Annotated in this window: 26 protein-coding genes, 1 tRNA gene and 2 pseudogenes; 17 read left to right on the top strand and 12 right to left on the bottom strand. The window is 59.2% G+C overall.

The features are described from left to right. The first annotated feature begins 23 nt into the window (after positions 1-23). The 11 genes and pseudogenes from atzF to C7534_RS25140 form a co-directional block, all read left to right on the top strand. On the top strand, positions 24-1,796 hold the full coding sequence (atzF, locus tag C7534_RS25190) for an allophanate hydrolase (RefSeq protein ID WP_109787385.1): 1,773 nt from the start codon (positions 24-26) through the stop codon (positions 1,794-1,796). 214 nt (positions 1,797-2,010) lie between these two features. Next, on the top strand, positions 2,011-3,498 hold the full coding sequence (locus C7534_RS25185; RefSeq protein ID WP_077430744.1) for a sensor domain-containing diguanylate cyclase: 1,488 nt from the start codon (positions 2,011-2,013) through the stop codon (positions 3,496-3,498). Positions 3,499-3,503: 5 nt separating this feature from the next. Further along, positions 3,504-3,698: a cysteine-rich CWC family protein gene (locus C7534_RS25180; RefSeq protein WP_046029463.1), complete on the top strand. Its 195-nt coding sequence runs from the start codon at positions 3,504-3,506 to the stop codon at positions 3,696-3,698. A 57-nt stretch (positions 3,699-3,755) separates the two neighbouring features. Then, positions 3,756-4,448, top strand: a complete 693-nt coding sequence (locus C7534_RS25175) for a pseudouridine synthase (RefSeq protein WP_046029461.1) — start codon at positions 3,756-3,758, stop codon at positions 4,446-4,448. A gap of 311 nt (positions 4,449-4,759) precedes the next feature. Continuing rightward, positions 4,760-5,644: an alpha/beta fold hydrolase gene (locus C7534_RS25170; protein ID WP_109787384.1), complete on the top strand. Its 885-nt coding sequence runs from the start codon at positions 4,760-4,762 to the stop codon at positions 5,642-5,644. Between the two features lie 169 nt (positions 5,645-5,813). Then, positions 5,814-5,887: transfer RNA gene (locus C7534_RS25165), tRNA-Gly, on the top strand. Between the two features lie 294 nt (positions 5,888-6,181). Next, a pseudogene (locus tag C7534_RS25160) lies at positions 6,182-6,728 on the top strand (PAAR domain-containing protein). 10 nt (positions 6,729-6,738) lie between these two features. Then, positions 6,739-7,521 carry a hypothetical protein gene (locus C7534_RS25155; RefSeq protein WP_046029458.1) on the top strand — a complete coding sequence of 261 codons (783 nt, stop codon included), beginning with the start codon at positions 6,739-6,741 and terminating at the stop codon, positions 7,519-7,521. Beyond that, a complete protein-coding gene (locus tag C7534_RS25150) occupies positions 7,506-7,871 on the top strand; it encodes a DUF7079 family protein (RefSeq protein WP_109787382.1) in 366 nt (121 codons plus the stop codon). Before C7534_RS25155 ends, C7534_RS25150 begins: the two co-directional genes overlap by 16 nt. A gap of 541 nt (positions 7,872-8,412) precedes the next feature. After that, positions 8,413-8,682: a hypothetical protein gene (locus tag C7534_RS25145; RefSeq protein ID WP_046029454.1), complete on the top strand. Its 270-nt coding sequence runs from the start codon at positions 8,413-8,415 to the stop codon at positions 8,680-8,682. Between the two features lie 74 nt (positions 8,683-8,756). Then, positions 8,757-9,035 (top strand): annotated as a pseudogene (locus tag C7534_RS25140) (type II toxin-antitoxin system HicB family antitoxin); the annotation flags it as partial. Positions 9,036-9,126: 91 nt separating this feature from the next. Here the strand turns inward: C7534_RS25140 and tam are convergent. Next, positions 9,127-9,897: a trans-aconitate 2-methyltransferase gene (gene tam, locus C7534_RS25135; protein WP_109787381.1), complete on the bottom strand. Its 771-nt coding sequence runs from the start codon at positions 9,895-9,897 to the stop codon at positions 9,127-9,129. A 351-nt stretch (positions 9,898-10,248) separates the two neighbouring features. Between tam and C7534_RS25130 the strand changes: the two genes are divergently transcribed. The 3 genes from C7534_RS25130 (at position 10,249) to C7534_RS25120 (ending at position 12,044) form a co-directional block, all read left to right on the top strand. After that, positions 10,249-10,752, top strand: a complete 504-nt coding sequence (locus C7534_RS25130; protein WP_046029450.1) for an inclusion body family protein — start codon at positions 10,249-10,251, stop codon at positions 10,750-10,752. Between the two features lie 125 nt (positions 10,753-10,877). After that, positions 10,878-11,396 (top strand): AidA/PixA family protein, encoded by a 519-nt coding sequence (locus tag C7534_RS25125; protein WP_109787379.1) that lies wholly within the window; start codon positions 10,878-10,880, stop codon positions 11,394-11,396. Between the two features lie 237 nt (positions 11,397-11,633). Then, positions 11,634-12,044: a low affinity iron permease family protein gene (locus tag C7534_RS25120; protein WP_046029446.1), complete on the top strand. Its 411-nt coding sequence runs from the start codon at positions 11,634-11,636 to the stop codon at positions 12,042-12,044. Between the two features lie 66 nt (positions 12,045-12,110). Here C7534_RS25120 and C7534_RS25115 read toward each other — a convergent pair whose 3' ends face one another. The 6 genes from C7534_RS25115 to C7534_RS25090 form a co-directional block, all read right to left on the bottom strand. Beyond that, entirely contained in the window at positions 12,111-12,614 is a 504-nt protein-coding gene (locus tag C7534_RS25115; protein WP_109787378.1) for a DUF4142 domain-containing protein, read from the bottom strand. Positions 12,615-12,687: 73 nt separating this feature from the next. Then, on the bottom strand, positions 12,688-12,846 hold the full coding sequence (locus C7534_RS25110) for a KGG domain-containing protein (RefSeq protein ID WP_077430748.1): 159 nt from the start codon (positions 12,844-12,846) through the stop codon (positions 12,688-12,690). A 117-nt stretch (positions 12,847-12,963) separates the two neighbouring features. Beyond that, positions 12,964-14,313: a sensor domain-containing protein gene (locus tag C7534_RS25105; protein ID WP_109787418.1), complete on the bottom strand. Its 1,350-nt coding sequence runs from the start codon at positions 14,311-14,313 to the stop codon at positions 12,964-12,966. 18 nt (positions 14,314-14,331) lie between these two features. Continuing rightward, entirely contained in the window at positions 14,332-14,970 is a 639-nt protein-coding gene (locus C7534_RS25100; RefSeq protein WP_109787377.1) for a LysE family translocator, read from the bottom strand. Between the two features lie 65 nt (positions 14,971-15,035). After that, a complete protein-coding gene (gene fos, locus C7534_RS25095; protein WP_109787376.1) occupies positions 15,036-15,452 on the bottom strand; it encodes a fosfomycin resistance glutathione transferase in 417 nt (138 codons plus the stop codon). 10 nt (positions 15,453-15,462) lie between these two features. Continuing rightward, positions 15,463-16,404 carry a LysR family transcriptional regulator gene (locus C7534_RS25090; protein ID WP_109787375.1) on the bottom strand — a complete coding sequence of 314 codons (942 nt, stop codon included), beginning with the start codon at positions 16,402-16,404 and terminating at the stop codon, positions 15,463-15,465. A gap of 78 nt (positions 16,405-16,482) precedes the next feature. Here C7534_RS25090 and C7534_RS25085 point away from each other — a divergent pair, with 78 nt between their 5' ends. Further along, complete coding sequence (locus C7534_RS25085) at positions 16,483-16,971, top strand: DMT family transporter (protein ID WP_109787374.1); 489 nt, start codon at positions 16,483-16,485, stop codon at positions 16,969-16,971. 75 nt (positions 16,972-17,046) lie between these two features. Here C7534_RS25085 and C7534_RS25080 read toward each other — a convergent pair whose 3' ends face one another. The 4 genes from C7534_RS25080 to C7534_RS25065 form a co-directional block, all read right to left on the bottom strand. After that, a complete protein-coding gene (locus C7534_RS25080) occupies positions 17,047-18,378 on the bottom strand; it encodes an MFS transporter (protein ID WP_077430752.1) in 1,332 nt (443 codons plus the stop codon). 173 nt (positions 18,379-18,551) lie between these two features. Then, positions 18,552-19,478 (bottom strand): hydroxymethylglutaryl-CoA lyase, encoded by a 927-nt coding sequence (locus C7534_RS25075; protein ID WP_046029435.1) that lies wholly within the window; start codon positions 19,476-19,478, stop codon positions 18,552-18,554. After that, a complete protein-coding gene (locus C7534_RS25070) occupies positions 19,475-20,668 on the bottom strand; it encodes a CaiB/BaiF CoA transferase family protein (RefSeq protein ID WP_109787373.1) in 1,194 nt (397 codons plus the stop codon). The genes C7534_RS25075 and C7534_RS25070 overlap by 4 nt, the downstream gene beginning before the upstream one ends. Before the next feature lie 239 nt (positions 20,669-20,907). Then, positions 20,908-21,816 (bottom strand): LysR family transcriptional regulator, encoded by a 909-nt coding sequence (locus C7534_RS25065; protein ID WP_109787372.1) that lies wholly within the window; start codon positions 21,814-21,816, stop codon positions 20,908-20,910. Positions 21,817-22,016: 200 nt separating this feature from the next. Here C7534_RS25065 and C7534_RS25060 point away from each other — a divergent pair, with 200 nt between their 5' ends. Both C7534_RS25060 and C7534_RS25055 read left to right on the top strand, forming a co-directional pair. Next, complete coding sequence (locus tag C7534_RS25060; protein ID WP_109787371.1) at positions 22,017-23,252, top strand: aminotransferase class I/II-fold pyridoxal phosphate-dependent enzyme; 1,236 nt, start codon at positions 22,017-22,019, stop codon at positions 23,250-23,252. A 17-nt stretch (positions 23,253-23,269) separates the two neighbouring features. Further along, complete coding sequence (locus tag C7534_RS25055; protein ID WP_109787370.1) at positions 23,270-24,436, top strand: multidrug effflux MFS transporter; 1,167 nt, start codon at positions 23,270-23,272, stop codon at positions 24,434-24,436. On the opposite strand, the gene yiaY is transcribed toward C7534_RS25055, so the two are convergent. Then, positions 24,433-25,581 (bottom strand): L-threonine dehydrogenase, encoded by a 1,149-nt coding sequence (gene yiaY / locus C7534_RS25050; RefSeq protein WP_109787369.1) that lies wholly within the window; start codon positions 25,579-25,581, stop codon positions 24,433-24,435. The two genes, C7534_RS25055 and yiaY, sit on opposite strands and share 4 nt — an antisense overlap. Positions 25,582-25,640: the final 59 nt, after the last annotated feature.

Genomic DNA, 25,640 nt, shown 5'->3' with positions numbered 1-25,640 from the left:
CCATTTCGAAAAGGATTAACGCCATGAACATCAATCTACAACTCGACGCCCTGCGCAGCGCTTACCGCGACGGGACCCTCACGCCCCGGCAATTGCTGCTGAGCCTGCGCGATAAAGCGGCGGCGCTGAACCCGGACTATCACCTGTTCATCCATTTGCTCAGTGTTGAAGAACTGGAGCCGTACCTCGCCGCCCTCGACGGCCACAGCATCGACAGCCTGCCGCTGTACGGCGTGCCGTTTGCAATCAAGGACAACATCGACCTGGCGGGCATTCCCACCACGGCGGCGTGCCCGGAGTTTGCTTACGTGCCCGAGCGTTCGGCGACCATCGTCGAACAGTTGTTGGCGCTGGGGGCGATCCCGTTGGGCAAGACCAACCTCGACCAGTTCGCCACCGGCCTCAACGGCAGTCGCTCGCCGTATGGCGCGTGCCCCAACAGTGTGTTGCCGGAGTATCCGTCAGGCGGTTCCAGCGCCGGGTCTTCGCTGGCGGTGGCGCTGGGCGTGGCGAGTTTTTCGCTGGGCACTGACACCGCAGGTTCGGGGCGTGTACCCGCGGGGTTGAACAATCTGGTGGGGCTCAAAGCGACCAAAGGATTGATCTCCACGGCAGGCGTGGTGCCCGCCTGTCGCACGCTTGATTGCGTAACGACCTTCACCGCGACGGCTCGGGAGGCCAGCCAATTGCTCGCGCTCACGGCACACCTCGACCCGCGCGATGAATACAGCCGCAGCAACCCGCAATGGAATGACGGCGCGGCATTCGGCACACCGCGCCCGTTCCGCTTTGGCGTACCCCGTGCGCAAGATCTGGAGTTCTTCGGTTGCCCCGAAGGCCCGCTGTTGTTCGGTGATGCCATCGACCAACTCAAGGCTTTGGGCGGTGAAGCCGTCGAACTGGACCTGTCGCCGTTTCTCGAAGCCGCACGTCTGCTTTACGAAGGGCCGTGGGTGGCCGAGCGTTACAGCGTGGCCGGCGAATTGATGGAACAAAACCCGGAAGCGGTGCTGCCGGTGATCCGTGCGGTGCTGGCCAAGGCTCCGGCGGTGACGGGCGTGCAAACCTTCCGCGCCCAGTATCGCCTGCAAGCCTTGAAGGCGCTGTGCGACACCGCACTGGCAGACCTCGATTGCGTGGTCACACCGACCATCGGCCGCCCGGTGACACGGGCGCAACTGGACGCCGAACCGGTGCTGCGCAATTCGGAGTTGGGTTACTACACCAACTTCATGAACCTGCTCGATTACGCCGCCGTCGCCGTGCCCAGCGGTTTCATGGGCAATGGCCTGCCGTGGGGCGTGACCCTGTTTGGTCGGGCGTTCACCGATCAGTACTTGTTGAGCGTGGCGGATGCGTTCCAGCGTCAGCACGGTGTGACGGCGCCCACGTCAACAACCGTTGCGCGCAATGACCGCGCGCGGTTGGTGGTGTGTGGTGCACATCTGAACGGGTTGGCGTTGAACTGGCAATTGAAGCGGCGCGGGGCGCGGTTGATCGAGACGACTCACAGTTCGCCGGACTATCAACTGTATGCGCTGGCCGGTGGTCCGCCATTTCGTCCGGGGATGGTTCGCGTAAAGTCCGGTGGCGTGGCGATTGCGGTGGAAGTCTGGGAACTGCCAAGCAGTGAATTGGGCTCGTTTTTGACCGGAATTCCGGCGCCGCTGGGGTTGGGCAAGGTGCAACTGGCGGATGGGCGATGGGAGAGCGGGTTTATCTGTGAGGCGTATGGGTTGGAAGGTGCCACCGATATCAGCCATCTTGGCGGATGGCGAGCTTATCTCGCTCAATGATCGTCCCCATGCTCTGCGTGGGAATGCATGCTGTGACGCTCCGCGTCACGCTCGCAAAGGGACGCAGAGCGTCCGGGGCGGCACTCCCACGCAGAGCGTGGGAACGATCATTCCGTTGAGGCCCGTGAGCGATCATTCGCGTTCGACATAGAGCAGTTATTTCCCGGCAGTGCCATTAGAATGCCTGCCTTGGACCATTGCCCACGGAAGTGTCATGTCGCCCCGCTCGCCTCTGTATTCTCAACGTTCGTTGGTCCTCACGCTGATCGCGCTGCTGGGCGCCGGGTTTCTTGCCACGTCCTTCCTCAGTTACTACGCCTCTCGCGCGTCGATTCGCGACAACATCGTCAACACTGAACTGCCGCTGACATCGGACACTGTCTACTCGGAAATCCAGAAAGACCTTGTCAGACCGATCCTGATTTCCTCGATGATGTCCCGCGACACCTTCATGCGGGACTGGGTGGTGAACGGCGAGCACGACCCCGAGAAAATGACTCGTTACCTCAACGAAGTCATGACGCACTACGGCGCCTACACCTCGTTCTTCATTTCCAACAGCACGCTGACCTACTACCACGCCAAAGGCGTGCTCAAACAGATCAAGGCCACCGAGCCCCGTGACACTTGGTATTTTCGCGTGCGGGACATGGCCGAGCCTTACGAAATCAATGTCGACCCGGACATGGCCAACAAGGACAACCTGACCTTCTTCATCAACTACAAGGTCTACGACTACAACGACCGTTTCATCGGCGCGGCGGGTGTCGGCCTGACGGTCGATGCGGTGATCAAGCTGATCGACAAGTACCAGCAGCGCTACCAGCGCAGCGTGTATTTCGTCGACAACTTCGGGCGCCTGGTGCTCACTGGCGCCGAGGGTGGCCCACAAGGTGCACACATCGGGCAGAGCCTCAGCGAGCTCGACAGCATGAAAAGCCTGGTCAGCCAATTGCCCAAACCCCACAGCGGCAGCTACGAATATTCCGTTCAGGGCCAGGGACATTTCCTCAACGTGCGCTTCATTCCAGAGCTGAATTGGTACCTGTTCGTCGACAAACGCGAAGACGGCGCCCTCAGTGAAATCCGCCAGTCGCTGTACCTCAACCTGCTGATCTGCCTGCTCGTCACGCTGATTGTGCTGGCCCTGCTGAACCGGGTAATCAAGCGTTTTCAGGGCAAGATCCAGGCCCAGGCCACCCTCGACACCCTGACCGAATTACCGAACCGTCGCGGCTTCGATCTGCTGGCCGCACAGGCCATGCATGAAGCCCAGCGCGAGCCGAAACCGCTAACCGCGCTGCTGCTGGATCTGGACCACTTCAAGGTGTTGAACGACACCTACGGGCATCTGGCCGGCGATCAGGTGCTGATCGGCTTCGCGCGGGATCTGGAGAGCTGTCTGCGCCATTCCGACATCGTCTGCCGCTGGGGCGGTGAAGAATTTATCGTGCTGCTCAAGGACACCGACGGTGAGACCGGCCTGATGATCGCCGAGAAGATTCGCCAGCATGTCGAAACACAACGTTATGCCTACAACGATCAAGCCTTGCAGCTGTCCGTCAGCATCGGCTTGACCACGTTGCAGCCGGATGACACCTTGCACACCCTGCTCTCACGAGCCGATCATGCGATGTATCGCGCCAAGCAATCGGGCCGTAATCGCACCTGCGTGGAAATGTCTCACTCCAGCTATGAATGACCTTTATGAACCGGCCTGAACACTGCCCGGCCTGCGGCGCCTCCAACGACTGCAGCCTGGCCGACCCGCGAACCGCTGATCGCGCCTGTTGGTGCTACGGCGTCAGCATCGACCCGGCCGTGCTCGAAGCACTGCCGGCCGAACTGCGCGACGCCTCCTGCCTGTGCCCGCGCTGCGCGCAGGTCGAGGCACAGCTGTAAGCAGGCCTCCGGCCGATCACGTAAGATACGCGCCCCTTTTCCCACCGATCCCTTGCCATGCGCGTTGACCGTTTCCTCAGCAATCTGCCGTGCTTCAACCGTAAGCAGGTGCGCCTGTTGCTGGTGGAAAAGCGCGTGCGGATCGACGGAAACATCGTCAGCGACCCGCACGCCGACGTCCGCGAATTCAGTCGTGTTGAAGTGGACGACGACGTGCTGCAAGCCGGCAAGCCGCTGCGCCACTTCATGCTGCACAAGCCCGCCGGCTGTGTCAGCGCCACCCGCGACCCGGAACACCGGACAGTCCTCGACCTGATTCACGAGCCCGACAAGGATGAGTTGCACATCGCCGGTCGCCTGGATTTCAACACCACCGGCCTGATGCTGATTACCAATGACGGCAGCTGGTCACGACGCCTGACCCAACCGCAGACCAAACTGCCCAAGGTTTATTACGTCGAGACCGAGCAGGAGATCGGCCCGGAATATGCGTTGAAATTCACAGAAGGGCTGTATTTCGCTTTCGAGGACCTCACCACTCAACCCGCCGGGTTAGAGCTGTTGGGGCCGAAGTCGGCGCGCCTTAGCATTGTTGAAGGTCGCTATCATCAGGTGAAGCGCATGTTTGGCCACTTCGACAACAAGGTGCTACGCCTGCACCGCGAGCGCATGGGCCCGCTGGCGCTGGACAATGCGCTAAAACCGGGCGAGTACCGCCCATTGCGCACCGAAGAGATTCATTTGATCTAAGCAGGCAACCGCTCAGCAGAAGTTGTCGAACAATTTACGAAAGACACTTGCGCGATGCCGCCTCCCCTGCTTGAATCAGGTCGTCAGCCGAAATGTGACTGACGAGTCACAACATACTTCTAAGAAACTTTTTGCCGGTTAGAGAACCCTCAGGTTCCGCCTCAGACCGACAGACTGCCCGCCAATAATAATACCCGTCGACCTGCTGCATGGATCGACATGGGCCTCCAAATTCCAGGCGTATGCCTACCTGTCACAAAGCTCGTGCAATCTCATTTGCGCGCATACCCGCTTGCCAGGAGTCTTATGACATGAGGCCAGAAATCGCTGTGCTGGATATACAAGGTCAGTATCGGGTTTACACGGAGTTCTATCGCGCAGACGCCGCAGAGAAGACCATTATTCTGGTCAACGGCTCGATGGCCACGACTGCGTCGTTTGCACAAACCGTGAAAAACCTGCACCCGCAATTCAACGTGGTTTGCTACGACCAGCCCTACGCGGGCAAGTCCAAGGCCCACAACCTGCACGAGAAATTGCTGACCAAGGAAGTCGAAGGGCAGATCCTCCTGGAGCTGATCGACCACTTCGGCGCCGAACACGTTCTGTCGTTTTCCTGGGGCGGTGCCGCGACCCTGGTCGCCCTCGCCCACCGGCCACGACGGATCGAAAAAGCCGTAATCAGCTCGTTCTCCCCGGAGATCAATGCGCACATGCTCGACTACCTCGAGCGAGGCGTCGATTACCTCGGCAGCCGGGACGGCGACCGGGTCGGCACCCTGGTGAACAGCACCATCGGTAAACACTTGCCGACTCTGTTCAAGCGCTTCAACTATCGGCACGTCAGCAGCCTGGCCGATCATGAATACGGGCAGATGCACTTCCACATCAGCGACCTGCTGCACAGTGATCGCCAATGCTTTCTGAAGGCTGCGGAGAAAATCAACGTACCGGTGCTGTTCATGAACGGCGAATGGGACGAATACACCGCCGCCGACGGCGCGCGATTGTTCGCCAACCATGTGCAACACGCCACCTTCACGACCCTGGAAGCGACCGGCCACTTTCTCGACATGGAACACAAAGCCGCCTGCCGAGACAGCCGCAATGCACTGATGGGGTTCCTGAGACCGGCACAGCATGAAAGCCGACCGCGTTACCACTACGTTCAGGACCACCATGCACTGGCTATCTGAAACAGCGTCCTCGCGAGCAAGCTTCGCCCTACAGTGTTGAATGCAGTCCTGTAGGCGCGAGGCTTGCCCGCGATAGACCGTGCTTTCGTTTCAGCCGTGCTAAATGCAGCGCGCATAAAGAAAAACTTCAAATCCGTGCGCACATCTGGTACAAAGTCAGCCGCTCTGAGCGGGTGTCGTATAATGGCATTACTCCAGCTTCCCAAGCTGATAACGAGGGTTCGATTCCCTTCACCCGCTCCACTCAGACTTCAGTCTCACGTTGTTTTTTGACGGGGGATAAAAAAACCGGCCTTGATGGCCGGTTTTTTTGTGTCTGGGGTTTGGTGGACTCGGGTATGTGGTCAACTTGGCCAATCTTTGATAAATAGATCAGTCCCCAATTTTCCACAGCTGAATAAGCATGGTTGTGCATCTCTGGCTTATCAACTCCCGCCGCATGCCCCAGGCATGACCTTGCTGACATCTTCGCGAGCCATTTCTCAGAGTAGGTCTGATACAGTCGTCCCCGTTAAATTCGTTGACAGGGAGTCAAGCATGGCAAAGCCAGCTGCACGTATCACCGACCCAACCAGTTGTCCCATGCCGGGGCACGGCTCCAAAGCTATCGCCTCTGGCTCTCCTGATGTGTTCTTCGACGGCCTTGCAGCCGCTCGCAAAGGTGACACCTGCACCTGCGGTAGTGCGTTAGCTTCAGAAGTGTCCGGCACAGTGTTAATCAACGGCAAAAATGCCGCGCTGGTCGGTACTGTCGGCACATCATGGCGATGTCGTGATCGGCGGTTCGGGCACGGTCATCATCGGAAGCTCCCATACCCCTGCCCCCTTTATTCCTCCTATGCCCATGGTCATTCACGGCAACTGGATCGGCTTTAAGATTCCCGCAGAAGAAAGCTACGAAGGGTTTGCTTGCACGGCTCACTTTGACGATGGGTCTTCCATGCCCGGCGTCTTTGACGCAAACAACTCGGTCAAATTTTCCAACCCCACCGGAAAGGCATGCCATACCTTGGCATTTGCCCAACACGAAAACACCTGCACAACCGCAGGTATCGACGGACTGCTGAACGACATTTTGGGATAAGGATATTCTAGTGACGGAACCGAACCTGGTAACCGGAAGTTATGTTGTTAAAAGCGAACATACGCTCGACCGGTCTCCCCTTGAGATGGCGGTTGCAGGCATGGAGGGGGCGGCCAGTCGTTTTTCCATCGATGCCATCAAGGACGAACGCATCCGCGCAAGCTACGAGAGCAATATTCGACGAATGTCACAGCAGATATTCGCTGAGGTGAGAGCTGGCAATATCAGCGTCGAGGACGCGACAAAGTTCAGCAATGAGATGCGCAACAAAATCATGTTCGAACACCGCAAGCTGACCTCTGCACAGGGTTTGGCCATCGTGCAAAAAAAGAAAAAGGCCGGCGGAACACACAGCGACATCCTGAACGAAAAATCTCAAACCCAGTTCCACAAGAACTACGAACAACTTTCTAAGGCTCAACAGAAAGAAGTCTTGTACAGAGCTCTGGAGCGGTCCGGCAGTGCCAATGCCAAGTTCACCTCTGGCACAAAAATCATGTCTGTCATGGGCAAGGTTGGCATCATCATGACAGCGGTGCTGGCCACTTACCAAATACTGAACGCAGACGACAAGGCCAAGGAAACCACTCGCCAAGCCACCATCCTGGGTGGTGGTGCGGCGGGTGGATTTCTGGCAGGTTTGGGCATATCCGCTCTTTGTGGTCCTGGAGCTCCGGCCTGCGCAATCGCCGTAGTTCTCATCGGTAGCGTTGTTGGCGGCATCGCCGGCGGGGTCGCGGCTGACACGTTCGACGCAGAGCTAGAGGAGCTGGCCCATTGGGACATATTCTGACGCCTACGGAACGAGCGAACATCCAGATCGCGCTGGCAGAGGCCTTTGTAGACAGCACTGTCGACTACGCCTCTATCGCAGAACGAATTCGAGGCTATGACCCAAAGGACGTTGAAGAAATCTTGTACTCAGAGGTCGCGCCTGTCTGCTTCAGCAACCTTGAAACGCCCGCCCCTCCTGTTTGGAGTGGTTTTAAGGATGAATGGTTACTAGAGGAAATAGCCAAAGAACTCAAAGCGCGAGAACACAGTTGGTTTCGACGTCGCTTCGACCAGTTAAAAGTGGCATGGCTACGCTACAGCTACGGTTACATCTGGAAGGAGCTCATGAAATTTCATCGTTTCCAGTAACTGCCCCCCTAAGAATGAATTACGAATTCCTTATGAGAGTTTGTTCCCTGCTGTTGCCTGACGGGCGACCATAACGAAAAAACCGGTCCTGTGTGGCCGGTTTTTTTGTGGGCGGGATTTAGTGAAACGCTGATTCTTCATCCTGAACAAAGCAGTCAACGTCTGCCCAATCACGCGTCGATCACCCAATTCCCTGATGGCACGAAAGTGGCCAATTTCCGAAAAGGCAACGTCCTACACGACGCTGGGAATTGTCCGTACACTTGCGCATTGCTGTGCCTTTGTCACGAGGCCTATAGTCCGAGCGCGCCCAAATGGCGTATCGGGTTTGGCGACTCGATGCCTTGGTACAGGAGCCTCCGAGAATTTCTCGGAGCGCTTTTGAACGTACGTTGCTACCTCATTTATGGTGGCTGTGCGTGGGAGACCTTAGGGTCTGCCGGTTTTACCATGGCCCGGTTCGCCAACCCGCGTACAGCTACCACCCTATTGTTTGGCGACGATTGAGTGGTAGGTCTTCCTCCTATCATGGTGATCAATCTTGAAAGAATATATGGCTCTAACCAGCAACGCCGACGATCTGCCCTCCCTCTTCGTCAACACCACCCAACCGCTGCACTCACTGCTCAGCACGGCCAGCTACAGAATACGAGCCGTGACGCAGATCCTCGAAAACCTCGCCATGCGAGGCGACATCACCACCGACGCGGTCATCCTCAGCGACTTTGCATTGCTCTGCTGCGTGCCCTTGCGCGACGGTTGCGATGTGCTGGACGTTATCGCTCGACGCATGGATGCCGAACCGTCCTGAGGTGATACCGGGCGCCTTTCGGGGCGCCCTTTGCCTTTCATGGCCTGACAGCCAGTCAAAGGAGGACGATGAACATGCTTTTTCCAATTGCGATTTCAGCAGGCGATGACCAACACGCGTGGGGCGTAGAAGTGCCTGATGTCCGGGGTTGTTTTTCGGCTGGAGAAGGACTGAACGATGCAATAGCCATGGCGCGCGAAGCCATTGAAGGCCATTTCGAAATTCTCGCGGACCAAGGATCCCCGATTCCACTGGCAAACAATGTCACCCTGCACATATCGAATCCGCAGTACGCGGAATGTGTATGGGCAGTTTTGGACATCGACAGGACTAAATACTCGGGGGAAGCCCGGTAGCATTGATAGTTGACGCCCTTCCGTCAGAATGACCGAAGCACCACTGTGGCGAGGGAGCAAGCTCCCTCACCACAGGTTCAGTGTGCTTTTACCGAGTCGCCACAATAAACAACCGTGGAAACGGCAGCAGCACCGAACCATCGCTCAACGCCGGATAAGCCTGCTCGATCGCGGCTTGATACTGCTTGAGGTACTGCGCCTTTTCCGCGTCATCCAGCGGTTCGAGAAACGGCCGCAAACCGCTGCCCTTGAACCACTCAACCACGCCCGACGCCCCGCCCGCCAGCGGGTGATGGTAGGTGGTGCGCCATACATCGACGCGCGCGCAGTGCGGTCGCAACATCGAGTAGTAATCGCTGGCACTGGCCATTTCGGTGCGCTGCCCGGCTGCGCTCGCCAGTTTGTCGGCCCACGGGCCCTCGGCGGCCACTTCACGCATCAGGCGATGGGACGGTTCGTTGAGGTTGTCAGGCATCTGGATGGCCAGGCTGCCGCCCGGCGTCAGTCTGGCGGCCAGCGAAGGCAGTAACGTCGCGTGATCGGGCAGCCACTGCAAAACCGCATTGGCAAAAATCACGTCGAACGGTCCGCTATCGTTCCAGGTACCGATATCGACGGTGTCGAACTGCACGTTGGGCAAGCGCTTGCGAGCCGCATCGATCATGTCCGGCGAACTGTCCGCGCCACGCACCGTGGCGCCGATGAAGCGCTCGACCAGCAGTTCGGTCGAGTTGCCGGGGCCGCAACCGATATCAATGGCCGAGCGCGCCTCCACGGGCGGGATGGCGGCGAGCAAGTCTCGCGCCGGGCGTGTGCGTTCATCTTCAAAAGCGACGTATTGTTTGGCGGACCAACTCATTGCGTTCTCCTGCAGGTGCGGTGTTGTGGCCCGAGGCGCACAACCGGTTCGCTACGATACCTCGACCAACCTTCAAGGCCCTATCCCCGACCTTTGTCCAACCATGACAACTTGACCGCTCGTCGAGCCATACACGAGGTAGTTTTGACAGCCTCAATTTCGCATCTATAGTCCAATCGCGGCCCGTCGGAAGGAACCCGAACCCGTTAGTTTGCACGCAAGGAGCAAGGCCAGCTCATGTTCGTGACAGGTGGGTTCCGCCCGTAGTGTTTGCGCAACGACCGCAAGGCAAGCAAGCGTTGTTGTGCCTGGAAAGATGCCAGGCGTTCACTATGAAGAAGGAGCTTTACTATGTCTCGAGTCACGGACGTACTGGTTTCGATCGACACTGAAACCATCCTGAAAAACTACCCGAACATCAGCAAAAACCCTGCCGCGCCGACGATGATCGACGTCAATCATGTGTACATGGTGACCAACCAGAACAACGTGATTAATGGTCAGGCGGGTGGCGAACTGAACTTGAAAGCACAAGTGGGCGACCTGATCCGCTGGCGGGAAACCAGCCTGTCGCAGAGCTTTGAAACAGCGGTGATTTTCTACAAATTCATCGGCAATGTCGGCAACGAGCTGATCTCCACCCCCACGCCACGCAAGGCCACTGCTTGCGTGGCCGTCCCCAACACCAGTAATCCTTCAGTGCCGAGCTGCCAGAAAGTCGACAACTATTACTGGTCGTCGGAAACACTGGCGTGCGGTAGCGTGACCTACCATTTCAACTTTTTGATCGTGGATCGCGAGTGCAAGATTGTCGGCTGCTGTTCGTGGGATCCGTTCATTACCATCCGTAACTGACGAGGGTCTGGCCCCTTGGCGACAAGGGGCTTGCCGAACACGTTGCCGCCTCGACAGGAACCGGGATGTCTTGCATGAACCGACGCGGCTGCCGTCATGTACCACCATCATGAAAGGAATCCATGATGACTTCCGAACCGATCAACGCCCCCTCCTCCGCGAACAATATATTGCTGATCGTGGATGCCGAATCACTGCTTTCACGTTATCCGCAACCCAGTCTGAAACCGCCATTACCAACGGTGATTGAAGAGGGTTTCATCCTCGTCATCGCTGGAGGTAAAAGTACAATAAATGACAGTAAAATTACGTTACACACGAGTAAAGAAACGACATTCCATCTCCGTGGAAGGACCATCAGCCTGCTGGCCGAACACAGCGTGGTGTTTTACGAGATATCAGTGGGCGATGCCGGCGTACTGTCAGCGCCCGAATTGGTGGTCCATGGCAACCTGACGGTGCCTGTGCCCGACCCGGCAACGCCGACGGAGCCGGGTAACCACCAGGCCGATGATCATTATTGGAAATGCACTCGACGGTCCTCAGGCGTGGAGACGTGTGAGCTGAATTTCATGCTGATCGACAAAAACTGCGAGGCGCTGGGCTACTTCAGTTGGGCGGTTGAAGTGGAAATGGCTGACTAGGCGCACATACGTAGCAGCTGGCGCAGGCTGCGTCCGGCTGCGTAGCCGTTGTAAATCCTGAGTTCTCGGTCTCCCTGAAACACCGGTCGCATGGCTTCACGACTGCTGCGCAGCCGGACGCAGGCTGCGCCAGCTGCTACAAAAGTCGCGTCGCTGGCGAATCTGGAAATGTGGATAGAATTTTCAACACGCCGTCGCTGTCTGAAAATCAGACACACCCCAACAAGGAACACGGCCATGAAATTCGCAAAGATTTCGCAGAAACTCGCCCTCTGGGCCGGTAGCCCAAAGACATTCATGGGGGCGCTGATTCTTATTGGCTTGTGGGGCCTGAGCGGGCCGATTTTTGATTTCAACGACACCTGGCAACTTATCATCAACACGTCGACCACCATCATCACGTTCCTGATGGTGTTCCTGATCCAGAACACGCAGAACCGCGATACCGACATCTTGCACTTGAAAATCGATGAGTTGCTGCGGGTGAACAAGGAGGCGCAGAACGCCATGCTGGGGCTGGAGTTGCTCGATCTCAAGCAACTGGAAGCACTGCGCAGACACTATCGCGCCATGGGCGAAAAAGATGTGCATGGCCTGGCAGGGCTGGCGACGTCGAGTCAGCGCAAGCAGGATTTGAACGAGTGCTGAACCCAAACAAAACGGCGCGTGATGTGAATGACGCGCCGTTTGCTTTAAACACCCCCAAACCTGGTGCTAGCGACCGGCTTGCAACGCCTTGGCCATCTGCAGGTGGTTTTGCAGTTTGGGCAGGGTCTCTTCAGCAAACGCCTTGATTTGCGGGATGTCGGTGGTCTGCGCTTCTTGCTGAAGTTGCTCGATGGCTTCCTGCGTGGTTTTCACCTGACTGGCGGCGTACGCCTCATCGAAGGTTTCGCCGTCCATCACTTGCGGCATCAAGGCTTTGGCCTTGTCGACCACCTCTTCGCGCGGGGCTACCGACAAATCCAGCTGTTTGGCGATTTTCGCCAGGTGCTGGTTAGCGGTGGTGCGGTCGTTGATGACGACAATGGTGTAGTCCTTGACCTCTTTGGATTCGGTTTTCTGATGGGCCAGGCGACTGGTTTCAATATCGGCCATGCCTTGGGCCGAGGCCTCGTTGATGAATTCTGCGGGGGACTGGGCAAAGGCACTGCCGGCACACAGGCCCAGCAACGTAGCAAAACATACATATCGTATTCGGGTGGCCATCCGGATCATGGTCGCGCCCTCCTTCTGAAAAATTCAAGCGGGAGCTTTCGCCCCCGCCTCTCATCAAAACCACCTTCAATCACTACTTGGATTTCTGACCTCCTTTGCGGCCCATTTCGGGCTTCGAAGGGTCTTTGTCGACAGTCGTAGTGGTGGTTTTCCCACCCTTGCGACCGGCTTCAGACGCCTTCGTTCGATCGTTGGCGAAGTTTCCCGAGTTCGAGTTTCTTGAGTTAGGCATGATTCTCTACCTCTTGGTAATGACCCAGGCGAGCAGCAGCCCGCATAGAATCAGAATTGAGGCGCACTGAAAGGTTTAGAAAACCTGATAACGCCGCGACGAACGGCAGCGGATATTTCAGGTGTCGAGCCGCAGGTGATGCCGGCGCTTGGCGGTGTACATGGCTTCGTCGGCATGCCGGAACAGCTGCTTTTCTTCGGTACCGTGCTCGGGGTAATGAGCGACACCGATACTGACCTGGATGTTCAGGCTGTGCCCGTCCAGACGCAGCGGCTGCGCCAGAATCTGAAGGATTTTCCCCGCCACGCTGTCGGCGTCTTCCGCGGCCTGGATGCTGTGCAACAACACCACAAACTCATCCCCGCCGATGCGCGCCACGGTGTCAGTTTCGCGCACGCAACCCTTGAGCCGATTGGCGACCGCTTGCAACAGCATGTCGCCCACCGCATGGCCGTGTGTGTCGTTGACGTTTTTGAAGCGGTCAAGGTCGACGTACAGCAACGCCATGCGCCCGCTATCTGCCCGAGCCAGCTCCAGTGACGCTTTCAGACGATCACGCAGCAGCTCGCGATTGGGCAATTGCGTCAGTTGGTCGTACTGGGCCATGCGCTGCAACCTGGCATGCAATTGCTTGCGTTCGATGGCGGTCGCGACCTGGGCGCAGACGTATTGCAGCAATTCCTTGTCCCGCTCGGTGTAGCGCTCTCCGCCGGGAATGCTTTTGACGATGAGCGCGCCAATCGTGCCGTTTTTCGAGTTCAGCGGAACGCCCAGCCAACACGGCGAATTCGGCCCGGAGACCAACATCTCAAAACCTTCGTGCGAATTTTCCTGGCCCGGGGTCAGCAAAATCGGCAGGCCACTGCGGATCACTTCCGCACACAGACGCCCGGTCATGGTGCCGGGTTGTTCGGGTTGCAGTTCCTGATCGTCGACGTGATACGGAAAATTCAGCTGCGCGCAGTGCTCGTCATACAGCGCCACCGAGAAATTAAGCGCCGGCAGCCATTCGCCAATGATCAAGTGAATGCGCTTGAACAGTGCCAACAAATCTTCCGCCGCGTGAGCCGCTTCGGAGATCGCGTACAACGCCGCTTGTCGGGACTCGGCCAGCTTGCGTTCGGTGATGTCCCGGGCCACGGCGATGCGTAACTGATCGACTTCCGACCAACGCGCCGACCAGAGGATATGCACCACCTGGCCGTCCTTGCGTACGTAGCGGTTTTCGAAATTGAGTTTGGGCTCACCGCCCATGATCTCCCGCGCGGCGTCGAGGGTGCGCTGGCGATCGGCCGGGTGCACCAGATCAATCATTGGCTGGCCGATCAGTTCGTCGGGGGTGTAACCGAAAATGCGTTCGCAGGCCGCACTGACAAAAACGAAGCGACCTTGCTTGTCGACGGCACACACGGCGTCCAGCAAAAGATCGATGTAGCTCGCCAACGGCGCGGAGTTTCTGGATGCCATGGTGCCCTGCATGTGGCCTCAAGCCTTGTTCGTGACCAGCCCCGGCAACGCGTGCGCCAGGGCATTAATGGCAAAACCGATAAACATTACCCCGCACAACCGGGTGATCGCCAGTTCATGGCGCTGATACAAGGTGCGGACCTGCCGCGCGCCCACGATGCCGATGAGAATAGCGTAGGCGATCAGGCCTCCAACAAAGCTCAGGACGATCAGCCACGGCAGCATCGACCAGTGCAGCAGTTCTGCGCGGCTCGACAACAATGCGGTGAAGGTGGCCACCGCCACCGGGTAAGCCTTGGGATTGGTCAAACCGAACATGATGCCGTGCCAGAACGGCTGGCGAGCCGGGCCCTGAGGCGCTTCGGCACTGCTGCGTTTGGCCCGTACCGCGCGTAAACCCAGCCAAAACAAATACAGTCCGCTGAGCACACCCAACACATCAAACGCAGTACTACCGATTTCGCGTGCGCCGACAATCGCAATCAGTGCCGTGCTGCACCAGACCACATCCCCCAGCAAATGCCCGCACAAAAAACCCGCCCCCGCCCGTCGCCCATGCGCCGCACCGATCCCGAATACCGCCAACACACCCGGCCCGGGGGTGATGCCGTAGATAAAACCCGAGGCAAGAACGGCCATTAGCAGGGATGGGGTCATAGAAAAACTCTTTTGAACCACTTAGTGAATGGACGCCAGTCTATATCAGGTCCAGCAACATCGACTTACAGATCGTCGAAGAACTTCATCCCCGCATACGGCCGCTGCCGGCAGGCCGCCAGGCGCGACGCCAGGTCACCCACATGGGCTTCCAGCTTGTGGCCGTCCGGATCAAGGAAGTAGAAGGACGCGCCCTCGCTGCGATTGTCGCGCCATTCCTGCACGTGGGTGGATCGCAGACGTTCGACGAAGCGTGGGAAATCCGCCGCATCGAGGCTGAAGGCGTAATGGGTGTAGTCGGCAGCAGGCTCGGGATGGCGCAGCGGGTCGAGGGATAGACACAACCACAAACCCGGCAGCGAAAGATAGGCGCCGCAGTCCCACGTGGCTTCGAGGCGCAGTTGCAGGAGGTTCTGGTAGAACGCCACGCTGCGGCTCAGGTCGGTGACGGCGAGGGTCAGGTGGTTGAGGCCTGTGAGCAATTTGATCGCCTCAAGAGTTTGGAGTTGAGTCAGTGGACATGTCACCGCGCACTATCCCCTGCGCAATCCGCCCATTCAACCAATTCAACGCCTGATCCCCACCCCGCCGTTTGTGCCACGCCAACACAAAGGTGAACGACGGAATATCAAACGGTGGCGGCACGACGACCAGCGACTGTTCATCAATATCACGCAGCCCACGGGACGCCACTGTCAGAATCAGATCAGTACCGCTGATAAATCCCGGGGCGACGCTCCAGTGCGGCAGGCTGATCGCCACGCGACGGCGTTCGCGCAGTGCGGTCAGGGCCCGTTCGATTTCCGGGGTGCCGCTGCCGCGCATTTCCAGCAGGACGTGCGGTCGCGCGAGGTAGGTTGGCAGGTCGAGGATGCCATTGGCGGGCAGGCTGTAACGGTCGACGAGGCACACGTAGTGCTCTTCGAACAGCGGTGTGCTGCGCAACTCATTCGGCAATTCGGGAAAGACCCCCACCGCGACGTCGATATCACCATTGAGCACGCCCTCGATCATGCCTTCGCGGCTGGCGTGGCTGATTTGCAGGTCAATGCCCGGCGCTTCCCGGCGCAAGGTTCGAATCAGCCCCGGCAAGATAATCGCCGCGCCGTAATCCGACATCGCCAGGCGAAAGGTGCGCTTGGCGGTGGCGGGATCGAAGGTGTTTGGCGCCAGCAGTGATTGCACCTGAGCCAGGGCTTCGGCCAACGGTGCGACCAGTTCCAGCGCACGTGGCGTCGGCACGAGTGTGGCGCCCGCGCGCACCAGCAGCGGATCGCCGAGCATGTCGCGCAGTCGGGCCAGCGCGTGGCTGACCGCCGGCTGGCTCAGGTGCAGGCGCTCGGCAGCCCGGGTCACGTGTTGTTCGCTGAGCAATGCGTCGAGAATCACCAGCAGGTTGAGGTCGATGCGTCGAAGATCATTCATTTGATGCATGTTCTGTATAGCAAACCGGAATTTAAATTTGCGTGACGAATACCCTACAGTCCAGCGAAACCTGTTGGAGAACACATCATGAGTACATTGCACTGGGCCGGTCTGTTGCTGCTGGCGCTGATTGCCGGGGCGGTGGTGCCCTTTCAGAGCGCGATCAACGCCAACCTCACGCGAGGTCTGGGCCATCCGTTGTGGGCGACGCTCGCCTCGTTGCTGGTGAGTATTGTGGTGTTGCTGCCGATCATCGTGGCGCTGCGCTTGCCGTTGCCGTCGCTGGCCTTTATCACCCGGGCACCGCTGTGGATGTGGGCAGGAGGCGCGTTTGGGGTGTGCTTTATTTCGTTGGCGTTGATGCTGCTGCCCAAGCTGGGAGCGTCAGGCTTTATTGCGCTGGCGTTGGCGGGGCAAGTGGTGGCGTCGCTGGTGCTGGATCACTTTGGGTGGTTTGGATTGATGGAGCGGCACATGACGTTGCCTCGGGCGTTCGGGGCCGTCTTGTTAGTGGCGGGGGTGGTGTTGATTCAGTTGGGCGGCATGACGGAAAAAGCCATCGCCGCAACGCCTTGAAAACCTAAAGATCGCACCCTCCGGCAGCGCCTGCGTGGATGCGTGGTCCACGTAGGTGCTGCCGGAGGACGATCTTTAAAACTTGTCCAGCGTGCGCAACTTCTGCGGCAACCCCCACAACAGCAGCGCCACCGCGATCAACGCGCAGACACCGATGACATACAGGGCCGGTGTGGTGCTGCCGGTCAGGTCCTTGATCCGCCCGACCATCACCGGGCTGACGATGCCGCCGAACTGACCCAGGGTGTTGATCACCGCAATCCCGCCGGCGGCCCCTGCGCCAGCACCGGCCAGCAGTTTGGGTGGCAGGGTCCAGAAGCTCGGGATGGACGCGATAATGCCGGCACCGAGCAGGCCCAGCGCGACAATCAGAAAGGTCGTGTGGTTGGCGAAGATCCCGGCGCAGAAGAACCCCACCGCCCCCACCGCCACCAGCCCTGCGACAAACTTGCGCCGCTCGCCGGTCGAGTCAGACAACCGCCCGATCACCACCATGCTGATGGCGCCGCAGATGTAAGGAATGGCGGTCAGCAAACCGATCATCACCGGGCTCTCGGTGCCGGCACTGCGAATCAGTTGCGGGGCCCAGAAATTCAAGCCGTAGGACGCCACCTGGATCAGGAAGTAGATCAGCCCCAGCGTCAGGAAACCCGGAATTCGCAGCGCGGCGAGCAACGAGCCGCCACTCTTGTGCGGTTCATGCTGAGCGATGCGGCTGGCCAGCAGCGTCTTCTCGGACGGCGTCAGCCAATGGGCATCTTCGATGCGGTCCTTGAGCAATGTCAGCACCAGCAAGCCGAGGCCGATGCAAGGTACGCCGCCGAGCAAAAACAGCCAGTGCCAGCCTCGCATATCGAGGAAACCGTCGAGGTGTTGCAGCACCAATCCGGAGAACGGCGCGCCGACCAGGCCGGCAAATGCCGACGATAGAAACAGCATCGACGTGATGCGTCCGCGATAGTGCTGCGGGAACCACAGCGTCAGGTAATACAGCACGCCCGGCGCAAACCCGGCTTCCATCGCGCCAATCACAAAGCGCAGCGCGTAGAACTGCCATTCGCTGTTGACGAAGACCATGGCCGCCGTGGCCAGGCCCCAGGACATCATGATCCGGGCGATCCAGCGCCGCGCGCCGACCTTGTACAGCATCATGTTGCTGGGCACTTCGAATATCACGTAACCGACCACGAACAACCCGGCGCCGAGGCCGTAAGCGGTGTCGCTCAGGCTCAGGTCGGTTTGCAACTGGAACTTGGCGAAGCTGATGTTGATGCGGTCGAAAAACGCGAACAGGTAGCAAACCATGATCAGCGGCATCAGGCGCCAGGCGACCTTGCTGACCAGGGCTTTTTCTTCGTCGTGGCTAACGGACGGGCTCACGCCCGCCTCCAGTACATTGAGGCTCATGATGATTCTCCAGGCGGACTTCCCGTGGGTGTCCGATTGTTTTTGTTGTCTGGTTGAGATGCTTTTTTGCAGGAGCCGAGCTTGCTCGCGATAGCGGTGGTTCAGTCGACATCAATGTTGGATGCGACTCTGTCATCGCGAGCAAGCTCGGCTCCTACAGGGATTAGGTGTGGTCAGGAAGGCACGGGATGCAGATCGCAATTGCGTCCGGCCTTGGCCAGTTGACCGGGCACTTCGTGACCCAGCAGCGCCGGCAATCCTCGGGACAGTTTCAGCAGCAGAGGCAAGTCGATGCCAGTTGGAATACCGATTTCATCGCACAGGTTGACCAGGTCTTCGGTGCAGATGTTGCCGGACGCACCCGGTGCAAACGGACAACCGCCGAGCCCGCCCAGCGCGGCATCGAAACGTCGGGCGCCGGCCTCGTAGGCGGCCAGCACATTGCACAAGCCAAGGCCGCGAGTGTTGTGGAAATGCAGGGTCAAATCCGCTGGCGAGACCCGTTGCAACACCCGGCGCACCAGCCTGTCGACCTGTCGCGGGTTGGCCATGCCAGTGGTGTCGGCCAACGTGATGCCCTGGATGCCGAGTTCCTGATAGGCCTCGACGATTTGCAGCACCCGGTCCTCATCGATCTTGCCTTCGAACGGGCAGCCGAAGGTGGTGGCGATGCTGGCGTTAAGGCGCACCGGCGTGCCCTGAACGTAGTGCACGATCTCACCGAATGCGGCCAACGAGTCTTCGCAACGCATGCGCATGTTCGCCAGATTGTGCGTCTGGCTGGCGGACATCACCAGATTCAGCTCATCGGCCCGCGTCGCCAACGCCCGTTGCGCGCCTTTGAGGTTGGGGATCAACGCAACGTAGATCACGCCCGGTTGGCGGGTGATGCCCTTGAACACCGATTCACCGTCACGCAACGCCGGGATGGCCTTGGGCGACACGAACGAGCCGGCTTCGATCCGGCTGAAGCCGGCCAGCGACAGTTGATCGATCAGGGCAATCTTGTCGACGGTTTCAACCCAGGTTGGCTCAATCTGCAAACCATCGCGCGGGGAGACTTCCTGAACGATCAGGGTCTGGGAGTAATCAGTAATCATTGCACCACTCCTTCAGCTTTCAGGCGTTCGATGTCTGCCCTCGTGAGGCCAAGCGTCCCGAGGATGTCATCGGTGTGCTGGCCCAGGCCAGGTCCCGACCAGTTCACGCCGCCGGGCGTTTCGGACAGTTTGGGCACGATCCCCGGCATTTTCACGGTGGCGCCACCCGGCAGTTCGGCGCTGAGCAACATGTCCCGCGCCTGATAATGCGGATCGGCGACGATATCGGCCACTGAATAGATACGACCGGCCGGGACTTCGGCCGCTTCCAGCGCCGCCAACACGGCATCGATCGGCAGGCTGCTGGTCCAGTGGGTAATGGCGGCGTCGAGCACATTGCTTTTCAATGCACGCCCGTCGTTGTGAGCAAACTCGGGGGCTTCGGCCAGATCATGCCGACCGATGACCTCCATCAGACGCTTGTAAATCGGGTCGCTGTTGCCGGCGATCACCACGTAAGCGCCATCGGCCGTCAGGTACGTATTAGACGGGGCGATGCCCGGCAAGGCGCCTCCACTGCGTTCACGCACATGGCCGAGCATGTCGTATTCCGGCACCAGGCTTTCCATGACGTTGAACACGCTTTCAGCCAGCGATACATCGACCACTTGCCCACCGCCCTGCCCGGTCTTGACCCGCAGCAAGGACATCAAGGCGCCGATCACCGCGTGCAGCGAAGCGAGGGAATCGCCGAGGCTGACACCCACCCGCGCCGGTGGTGAACCGGGTGTACCGGTGGTATAGCGAATCCCGCCCATGGCCTCGCCGATGGCGCCGAAGCCCGGGCGATCACGGTACGGGCCGGTCTGGCCGTAACCGGAAATGCGTACCAACGTCAGGTTGGGATTGAGGGCGTGCAACACGTCCCAGCCCAGGCCGAGTTTTTCCAAGGCGCCGGGGCGCAGGTTTTCGATCAGCACGTCGGCACTGGTCGCCAGTTGCTTGACCAGTTCGATGCCTTCAGGGGATTTGAGGTTGAGTGCCAGCGACTTCTTGTTGCGCGATTGCAGGTACCACCACAGCGACGTGCCTTCGTGCAGCTTGCGCCACTTGCGCAGTGGGTCGCCCTGGCCCATGGCTTCGATCTTGATGACTTCGGCGCCGAACTCGGCAAGCATGCGCGCGGCGAATGGCGCGGCGATCAGCGTGCCGATCTCGATCACTTTGATGGCGCTTAAAGGGGCAGACATCGCAAGTTACCTCTTATTCTTGGAATATGTGCCAAGGCTAGAGGAGCGGGGGTCAAGGAATCCAACCTTCAGTTGGCAACGGGCGTTCGTGAAACGCGAACGCTCGGTTGGAGATTGTCGGCAAACTCAGGTCAGTCATCGCGGGCAAGCCCGCTCCCACACTGGATTTATGTCACGCCAGAAAACCCTGTGGGAGCGGGCTTGCCCGCGATGAGGCCCGCCCATTCAACCGAGAATGATCAGACCTGCCCGCGCAACTGTTCAAACAACATCCGGCTCACCGGCGACAACGCCGCTTCGTCCCGCACCACGATGATCAACGCTCGATCCGACCAGTCATCCGTCAACGGCACTGCGTGCAACCCCAGCGCCCGGCCAAACAATTCATAAGCCTTTAGCGGAAGAATGCCGATGCCCATGTTGGCCTGCACCATCCGGCACATGGCGTCGAATCCCGGCACATGAATGCGCAACCGCAGCACTTTGCCGGCCTTGCGAGCGGCGGCATGGGTGCGCATGTTGATCGAACTGGCGGCATGCAAACCCACGTAATCGCTGTCCAGGGTGTCGGCAAACGCCAGGTTCGAACGGCTCGCCAACGGGTGATCGGGCAGCATCAACACCACCAGCTTGTCTTGCCGGTACAGCACGCTGTGCAAACCCTTGGTGTCGCTGTCGATCGAGCAAATGCCCAGGTCCGCCACACCGTCCAGCACCCCTTGAATCACGCCGCTGCTGGGGCGCTCTTCGAGGTCGGTCTTGACCTGCGGATGACGCTCGGAAAAGTCGCGCAAGTCCTCGGGCAAAAACTGAATGATCGCCGACAGGTTGGCGAGCATCCGCACATAGCCGCGAATGCCGTGGCTGTGCTCGCCCAGTTCAAGGCCCATTTTCTCGACGTTGAACAGCATCTGCCGCGCGTGGTGCAGCAAGGTTTCGCCGGCCGGCGTCAGGGTCATCCCCTTCGCCTGGCGCACGAACAGGCTGATTCCCAACGCGTCTTCCAGCTCCACCAGGCGCTTGCTGGCCGCCGACACCGCGATGGCTTCACGCGCGGCGGCACGGGTCAGCGTGCCCTCTTCATGGACGGCGACGAACAGTTGCAGGGTGAGCAGGTCGAGACGGCGGATCAGGCTTTTTTGCAGCATGGAGGGCTCGATGACTTCTGCGCGGCTGAATGGGCAGGATAACCGGGTTTTGCCCCACATCCACACCGCTATCGCCCTACACATAAATCTCTTGTAACACTCGACCGAAGCGGAAACGGCCGATTCAGCGGCAACGTCGCACTCTGTAAAGTCTGGCAACACACACGGACGGCTTCACCACTCAAGGACAGACACTTCAAATGGACCAGACAACGCACGCGGCAAATACCTTCACCAACTATCGAAAACTGGTCGCGCTGGCCGATCACGACTGGGAAACCGCAGAAGCGGGGAAAGTCGCGGGACTGAATGTCGACATCAGAAGCAGCAACCGCATGGTTGACCAGCACGGACGTGCGTTTCATCACTTCTGCACCACCTCCTACCTGGGCCTGGATCACCACCCTGATCTGCTCGACGGCGCCATGACCACCTTATGGGAAACCGGCACTCTGCGCGTCGCCAACTCAAAAAACCGCTGCAAACTGACGATCCTCGATCAGTACGAAACCGAGCTATCAGCATTGTTCGGCGCCACCTGTTTGAGCACCTTGTCGTGCAGCGCAGCAAGTGCCGGCATCCTGCCGCTGCTGGCCAGCGGCGTGTTCACCGAGAACCGGCCGCCGGTGATGGTGTTTGACCGTTTGGCGCACTACTCGATGAATCACCTCAAAGCCGCCTGCGCCGATGAAACCAGGGTCGTGACCAGTCCGCACAACGACATGGACTTCCTCGAAACCCAGTGCCAGCAAAACAGCAGGGTCGCGTATGTTGCCGACGGTGCGTACAGCATGGGCGGGGTCGCCGACATGGACAGCCTTTTGTATCTAAAGGACCGTTATGGGTTGTTTCTCTACCTTGACGACTCCCATGCTCTATCCACCGTTGGTACATTCGGTGCCGGCCTGGCGCGCCCCAGGTTTCAGGCCCTGGAAGATGACGGCCTGATCGTCGCCTCATTGGCCAAGTCATTTGGCGCCAGCGGCGGGCTGGTGATGCTGGGCAATGAACGGCAGAAAAAGCTGATTCAACGCTACGGCGGCCCCAGCAATTGGTCGCAAAGCCTGAACAGCGCGGCCATCGGCGCGGGCAGAGCCTCCATCCAGCTGCATCAAACGCCGGCATTTGCTGCGTTACAGGAAAAACTTCAGGTTAATATCCGCCTCTTTGACAGCCTGATCCGAACCGCACAGCACGGCAGCAACATGGCGATTCGCTTGATCCACTGCGGGGATGCGGCGCCGGCCAACCGCATCGCCATCGAATTGGCCAACCTCGGTTTCTTGACCTCGGCGGTATTTTTCCCTGTGGTTGCACAAGGCAAGGCCGCTCTCAGAATCACTTTGCGGGCGGACATGGAACCGATGCTGATCCGCCACTTTTGTCAGCTCCTCACCGAGCTTTTATGTACACCCGCCGCAGTCCTCGGCGACTGAACACCAGGGAAGATGTCATGAAGAGCCGCACCACCCTCCTCGTCACCTGCAGCACGGTTTTTCTCGCTCAACTGGGCATGAGCATTTACCTGCCGGCGCTGCCGGAGATGGCTCGGCATCTGTCCGCCGACGCCTCGCAAGTATCCTGGGGCCTGGCGGTGTACTTGATCGGGATGGCGCTGCCGATGTTGTTCTGGGGCAGCCTCGGTCAGCGCATCGGTCGTAAACCGGTATTGCTCGCGGCGCTGGGCATTTATGGGTTGGGAAACCTCGCACTGCCGCTGGGCCAAACACTTGAATCGTTTCTGTTTTTTCGGCTGCTTCAAGGCATTGGTGCCAGCGGGATTTCAGTCATGGCACGGGTGTTGATCCGCGACAGTTTCCGCGGCGATCTGTTGGCCAAGGCGTTGTCATGGATTTCGATTTCATTCGTGGTGGCGCTGGGAATCGGCCAGTACCTGGGGTCGGTGATTCAGGTGGCGCTGGGCTGGCCGGCGATTTTCTATCTGCTGGGTGGCGTGAGCCTGCTGATGGCGGCGGTCGTGGCGCGGGTCCCGTTTGCGGTTTTGACCGAGGGTAATGTGCAGTCGTCTGCTTGGCCGAGTTACAGGCGCATTCTGCGCGATCGTGCCTTCTTGCTGCCGGCCCTCACCGGCGGCCTCGGTTATGGGGTGATCGTCGCCTTCAACACTGCCGCGCCGTTGATTCTGCAAGGACCGTTCAACTGGTCGGCGGTGGAATACGGGCTGTTGGGCTGGCCGATCAGCGCGGCGTATTTTTTGGGGGCGTTGGGGGTCAATGCCTTGGTACTGCGCACTGGTCAGCGTCGACTGATGGAAGCCGGCGTGGGGCTGGTGCTGACCGGGAGTGCGGTGATGTTATTGGGCAGCATCGCCGGCACCTCCATTGCCCTGCTGTTCTGGTTGCCCTATTGCGTGGCGGTGTTCGGGCAGTCGCTGACCTACCCGATCAGCCTGTCGCTGGCCAACGACGGCTCACCGGTCGGCGGCGCTTATGCGATGGCGTTGAGCGGTTTCATTCATCAGCTGATGGCCGCGTCCATTGGCGCGATTGCCAGCCTGATCGCCAGTGAACAGGCCTGGCCGTTGTCGTTGCTCTGCACCTTGCTGGCGTTGGGCGCGATGCTGTGTGTCATGCTCGCGCCCGGTCGCAAAACGGCCTAAAAGGCGCTCCGGAAAATCTCCTCGATCTGGCTCTGATCCGCCGCCCGGGGATTGGTAAAACCGCAGGCGTCTTTCAGCGCATTGGTGGCAAGCATGGGGACGTCGTTGAGGTTGACGCCTAGCTCACGCAACCCGGCAGGGATTTCCACATCACTGGACAGTCGACGGATCGCTGCAATAGCCGATTGAGCACCCTCTTCAGGGCTCAAACCACGAATGTCGGCGCCCATCGCATGAGCCACCTCGGTCAGGCGTGGGGCGCAAACCTGAGCGTTGAAGCCCTGAACGTAGGGCAGCAGTACCGCGTTGCAGACTCCATGAGGCAAGTCATAGAACCCGCCCAGTTGGTGAGCCATGGCGTGGACATAACCCAGAGACGCGTTATTGAACGCCATGCCAGCGAGGAACTGCGCATAGGCCATGTTTTCCCGCGCAGCCATGTCACCGCCGTTGCGTACCGCCAGTCGCAGGTTGTTGCTGATCAACGTGATCGCCTTCAGGGCGCAGGCATCGGTGATCGGGTTGGCTGCGGTGGAGACGTACGCTTCGATGGCGTGGGTCAATGCATCCATACCGGTGGCTGCCGTCAGCCCCTGGGGCATGGCGACCATCAGCGCCGGGTCGTTGACCGACAGCAGCGGCGTGACGTTGCGGTCGACAATGGCCATTTTCACGTGGCGCGATTCGTCGGTGATGATGCAAAAACGTGTCATCTCGCTGGCGGTGCCGGCGGTGGTATTGATTGCGATCAGCGGCAGCTGTGGTTTGCTCGATTGATCGACACCTTCATAGTCGCGAATCTGCCCGCCGTTGGTCGCACATAACGCGATGCCCTTGGCGCAGTCGTGGGGCGAACCACCACCGACAGACACCACAAAATCACAGAGGTTTTCCTTCAACAAGCCCAGCCCGAGCTCGACGTTGGCCATGTTCGGGTTTGGTTTGGCGCCGTCGAAGATCACCGAGTCGATGTCCTGCATCGCCAGTTTTTCCGCAAGCATTTTCGCTACGCCGGCCTTGGCCAGCCCAACGTCGGTGACAATCAGCGCTTTACGAAAGCCGTACTTGCCAATGGCGTCCATGGCTTCGTCGAGGCAACCAGTGCCCATGATGTTCACGGAGGGAATGAAAAACGTGCTGCTCATGAGCGATTCTCCTGGCTGGGCCGAATCGGCGACGCCGATCCAGCGGTACGCCCACAGCT

This window comes from Pseudomonas sp. OV226, from assembly GCF_003148705.1.
Taxonomy (GTDB): Bacteria; Pseudomonadota; Gammaproteobacteria; order Pseudomonadales; family Pseudomonadaceae; genus Aquipseudomonas.
The sequence above is the reverse complement of the archived record's forward strand: the minus strand, read 5'-3'. Positions and strand labels throughout refer to the sequence as shown.

Coding starts and splice junctions, on each gene's coding strand:
- tam (WP_109787381.1), bottom strand. CDS start 9,897: ATGAGTTGGTCCGCCAAACAATACGTCGCTTTTGAAGATGAACGCACA.
- C7534_RS25125 (WP_109787379.1), top strand. CDS start 10,878: ATGACTTCCGAACCGATCAACGCCCCCTCCTCCGCGAACAATATATTG.
- C7534_RS25130 (WP_046029450.1), top strand. CDS start 10,249: ATGTCTCGAGTCACGGACGTACTGGTTTCGATCGACACTGAAACCATC.
- C7534_RS25085 (WP_109787374.1), top strand. CDS start 16,483: ATGAGTACATTGCACTGGGCCGGTCTGTTGCTGCTGGCGCTGATTGCC.
- C7534_RS25065 (WP_109787372.1), bottom strand. CDS start 21,816: ATGCTGCAAAAAAGCCTGATCCGCCGTCTCGACCTGCTCACCCTGCAA.
- C7534_RS25185 (WP_077430744.1), top strand. CDS start 2,011: ATGTCGCCCCGCTCGCCTCTGTATTCTCAACGTTCGTTGGTCCTCACG.
- C7534_RS25120 (WP_046029446.1), top strand. CDS start 11,634: ATGAAATTCGCAAAGATTTCGCAGAAACTCGCCCTCTGGGCCGGTAGC.
- C7534_RS25175 (WP_046029461.1), top strand. CDS start 3,756: ATGCGCGTTGACCGTTTCCTCAGCAATCTGCCGTGCTTCAACCGTAAG.
- C7534_RS25105 (WP_109787418.1), bottom strand. CDS start 14,313: ATGGCATCCAGAAACTCCGCGCCGTTGGCGAGCTACATCGATCTTTTG.
- C7534_RS25055 (WP_109787370.1), top strand. CDS start 23,270: ATGAAGAGCCGCACCACCCTCCTCGTCACCTGCAGCACGGTTTTTCTC.
- C7534_RS25170 (WP_109787384.1), top strand. CDS start 4,760: ATGAGGCCAGAAATCGCTGTGCTGGATATACAAGGTCAGTATCGGGTT.
- C7534_RS25090 (WP_109787375.1), bottom strand. CDS start 16,404: ATGCATCAAATGAATGATCTTCGACGCATCGACCTCAACCTGCTGGTG.
- C7534_RS25075 (WP_046029435.1), bottom strand. CDS start 19,478: ATGATTACTGATTACTCCCAGACCCTGATCGTTCAGGAAGTCTCCCCG.
- atzF (WP_109787385.1), top strand. CDS start 24: ATGAACATCAATCTACAACTCGACGCCCTGCGCAGCGCTTACCGCGAC.
- C7534_RS25110 (WP_077430748.1), bottom strand. CDS start 12,846: ATGCCTAACTCAAGAAACTCGAACTCGGGAAACTTCGCCAACGATCGA.
- C7534_RS25070 (WP_109787373.1), bottom strand. CDS start 20,668: ATGTCTGCCCCTTTAAGCGCCATCAAAGTGATCGAGATCGGCACGCTG.
- C7534_RS25060 (WP_109787371.1), top strand. CDS start 22,017: ATGGACCAGACAACGCACGCGGCAAATACCTTCACCAACTATCGAAAA.
- C7534_RS25080 (WP_077430752.1), bottom strand. CDS start 18,378: ATGAGCCTCAATGTACTGGAGGCGGGCGTGAGCCCGTCCGTTAGCCAC.
- C7534_RS25115 (WP_109787378.1), bottom strand. CDS start 12,614: ATGATCCGGATGGCCACCCGAATACGATATGTATGTTTTGCTACGTTG.
- C7534_RS25180 (WP_046029463.1), top strand. CDS start 3,504: ATGAACCGGCCTGAACACTGCCCGGCCTGCGGCGCCTCCAACGACTGC.
- C7534_RS25100 (WP_109787377.1), bottom strand. CDS start 14,970: ATGACCCCATCCCTGCTAATGGCCGTTCTTGCCTCGGGTTTTATCTAC.
- yiaY (WP_109787369.1), bottom strand. CDS start 25,581: ATGAGCAGCACGTTTTTCATTCCCTCCGTGAACATCATGGGCACTGGT.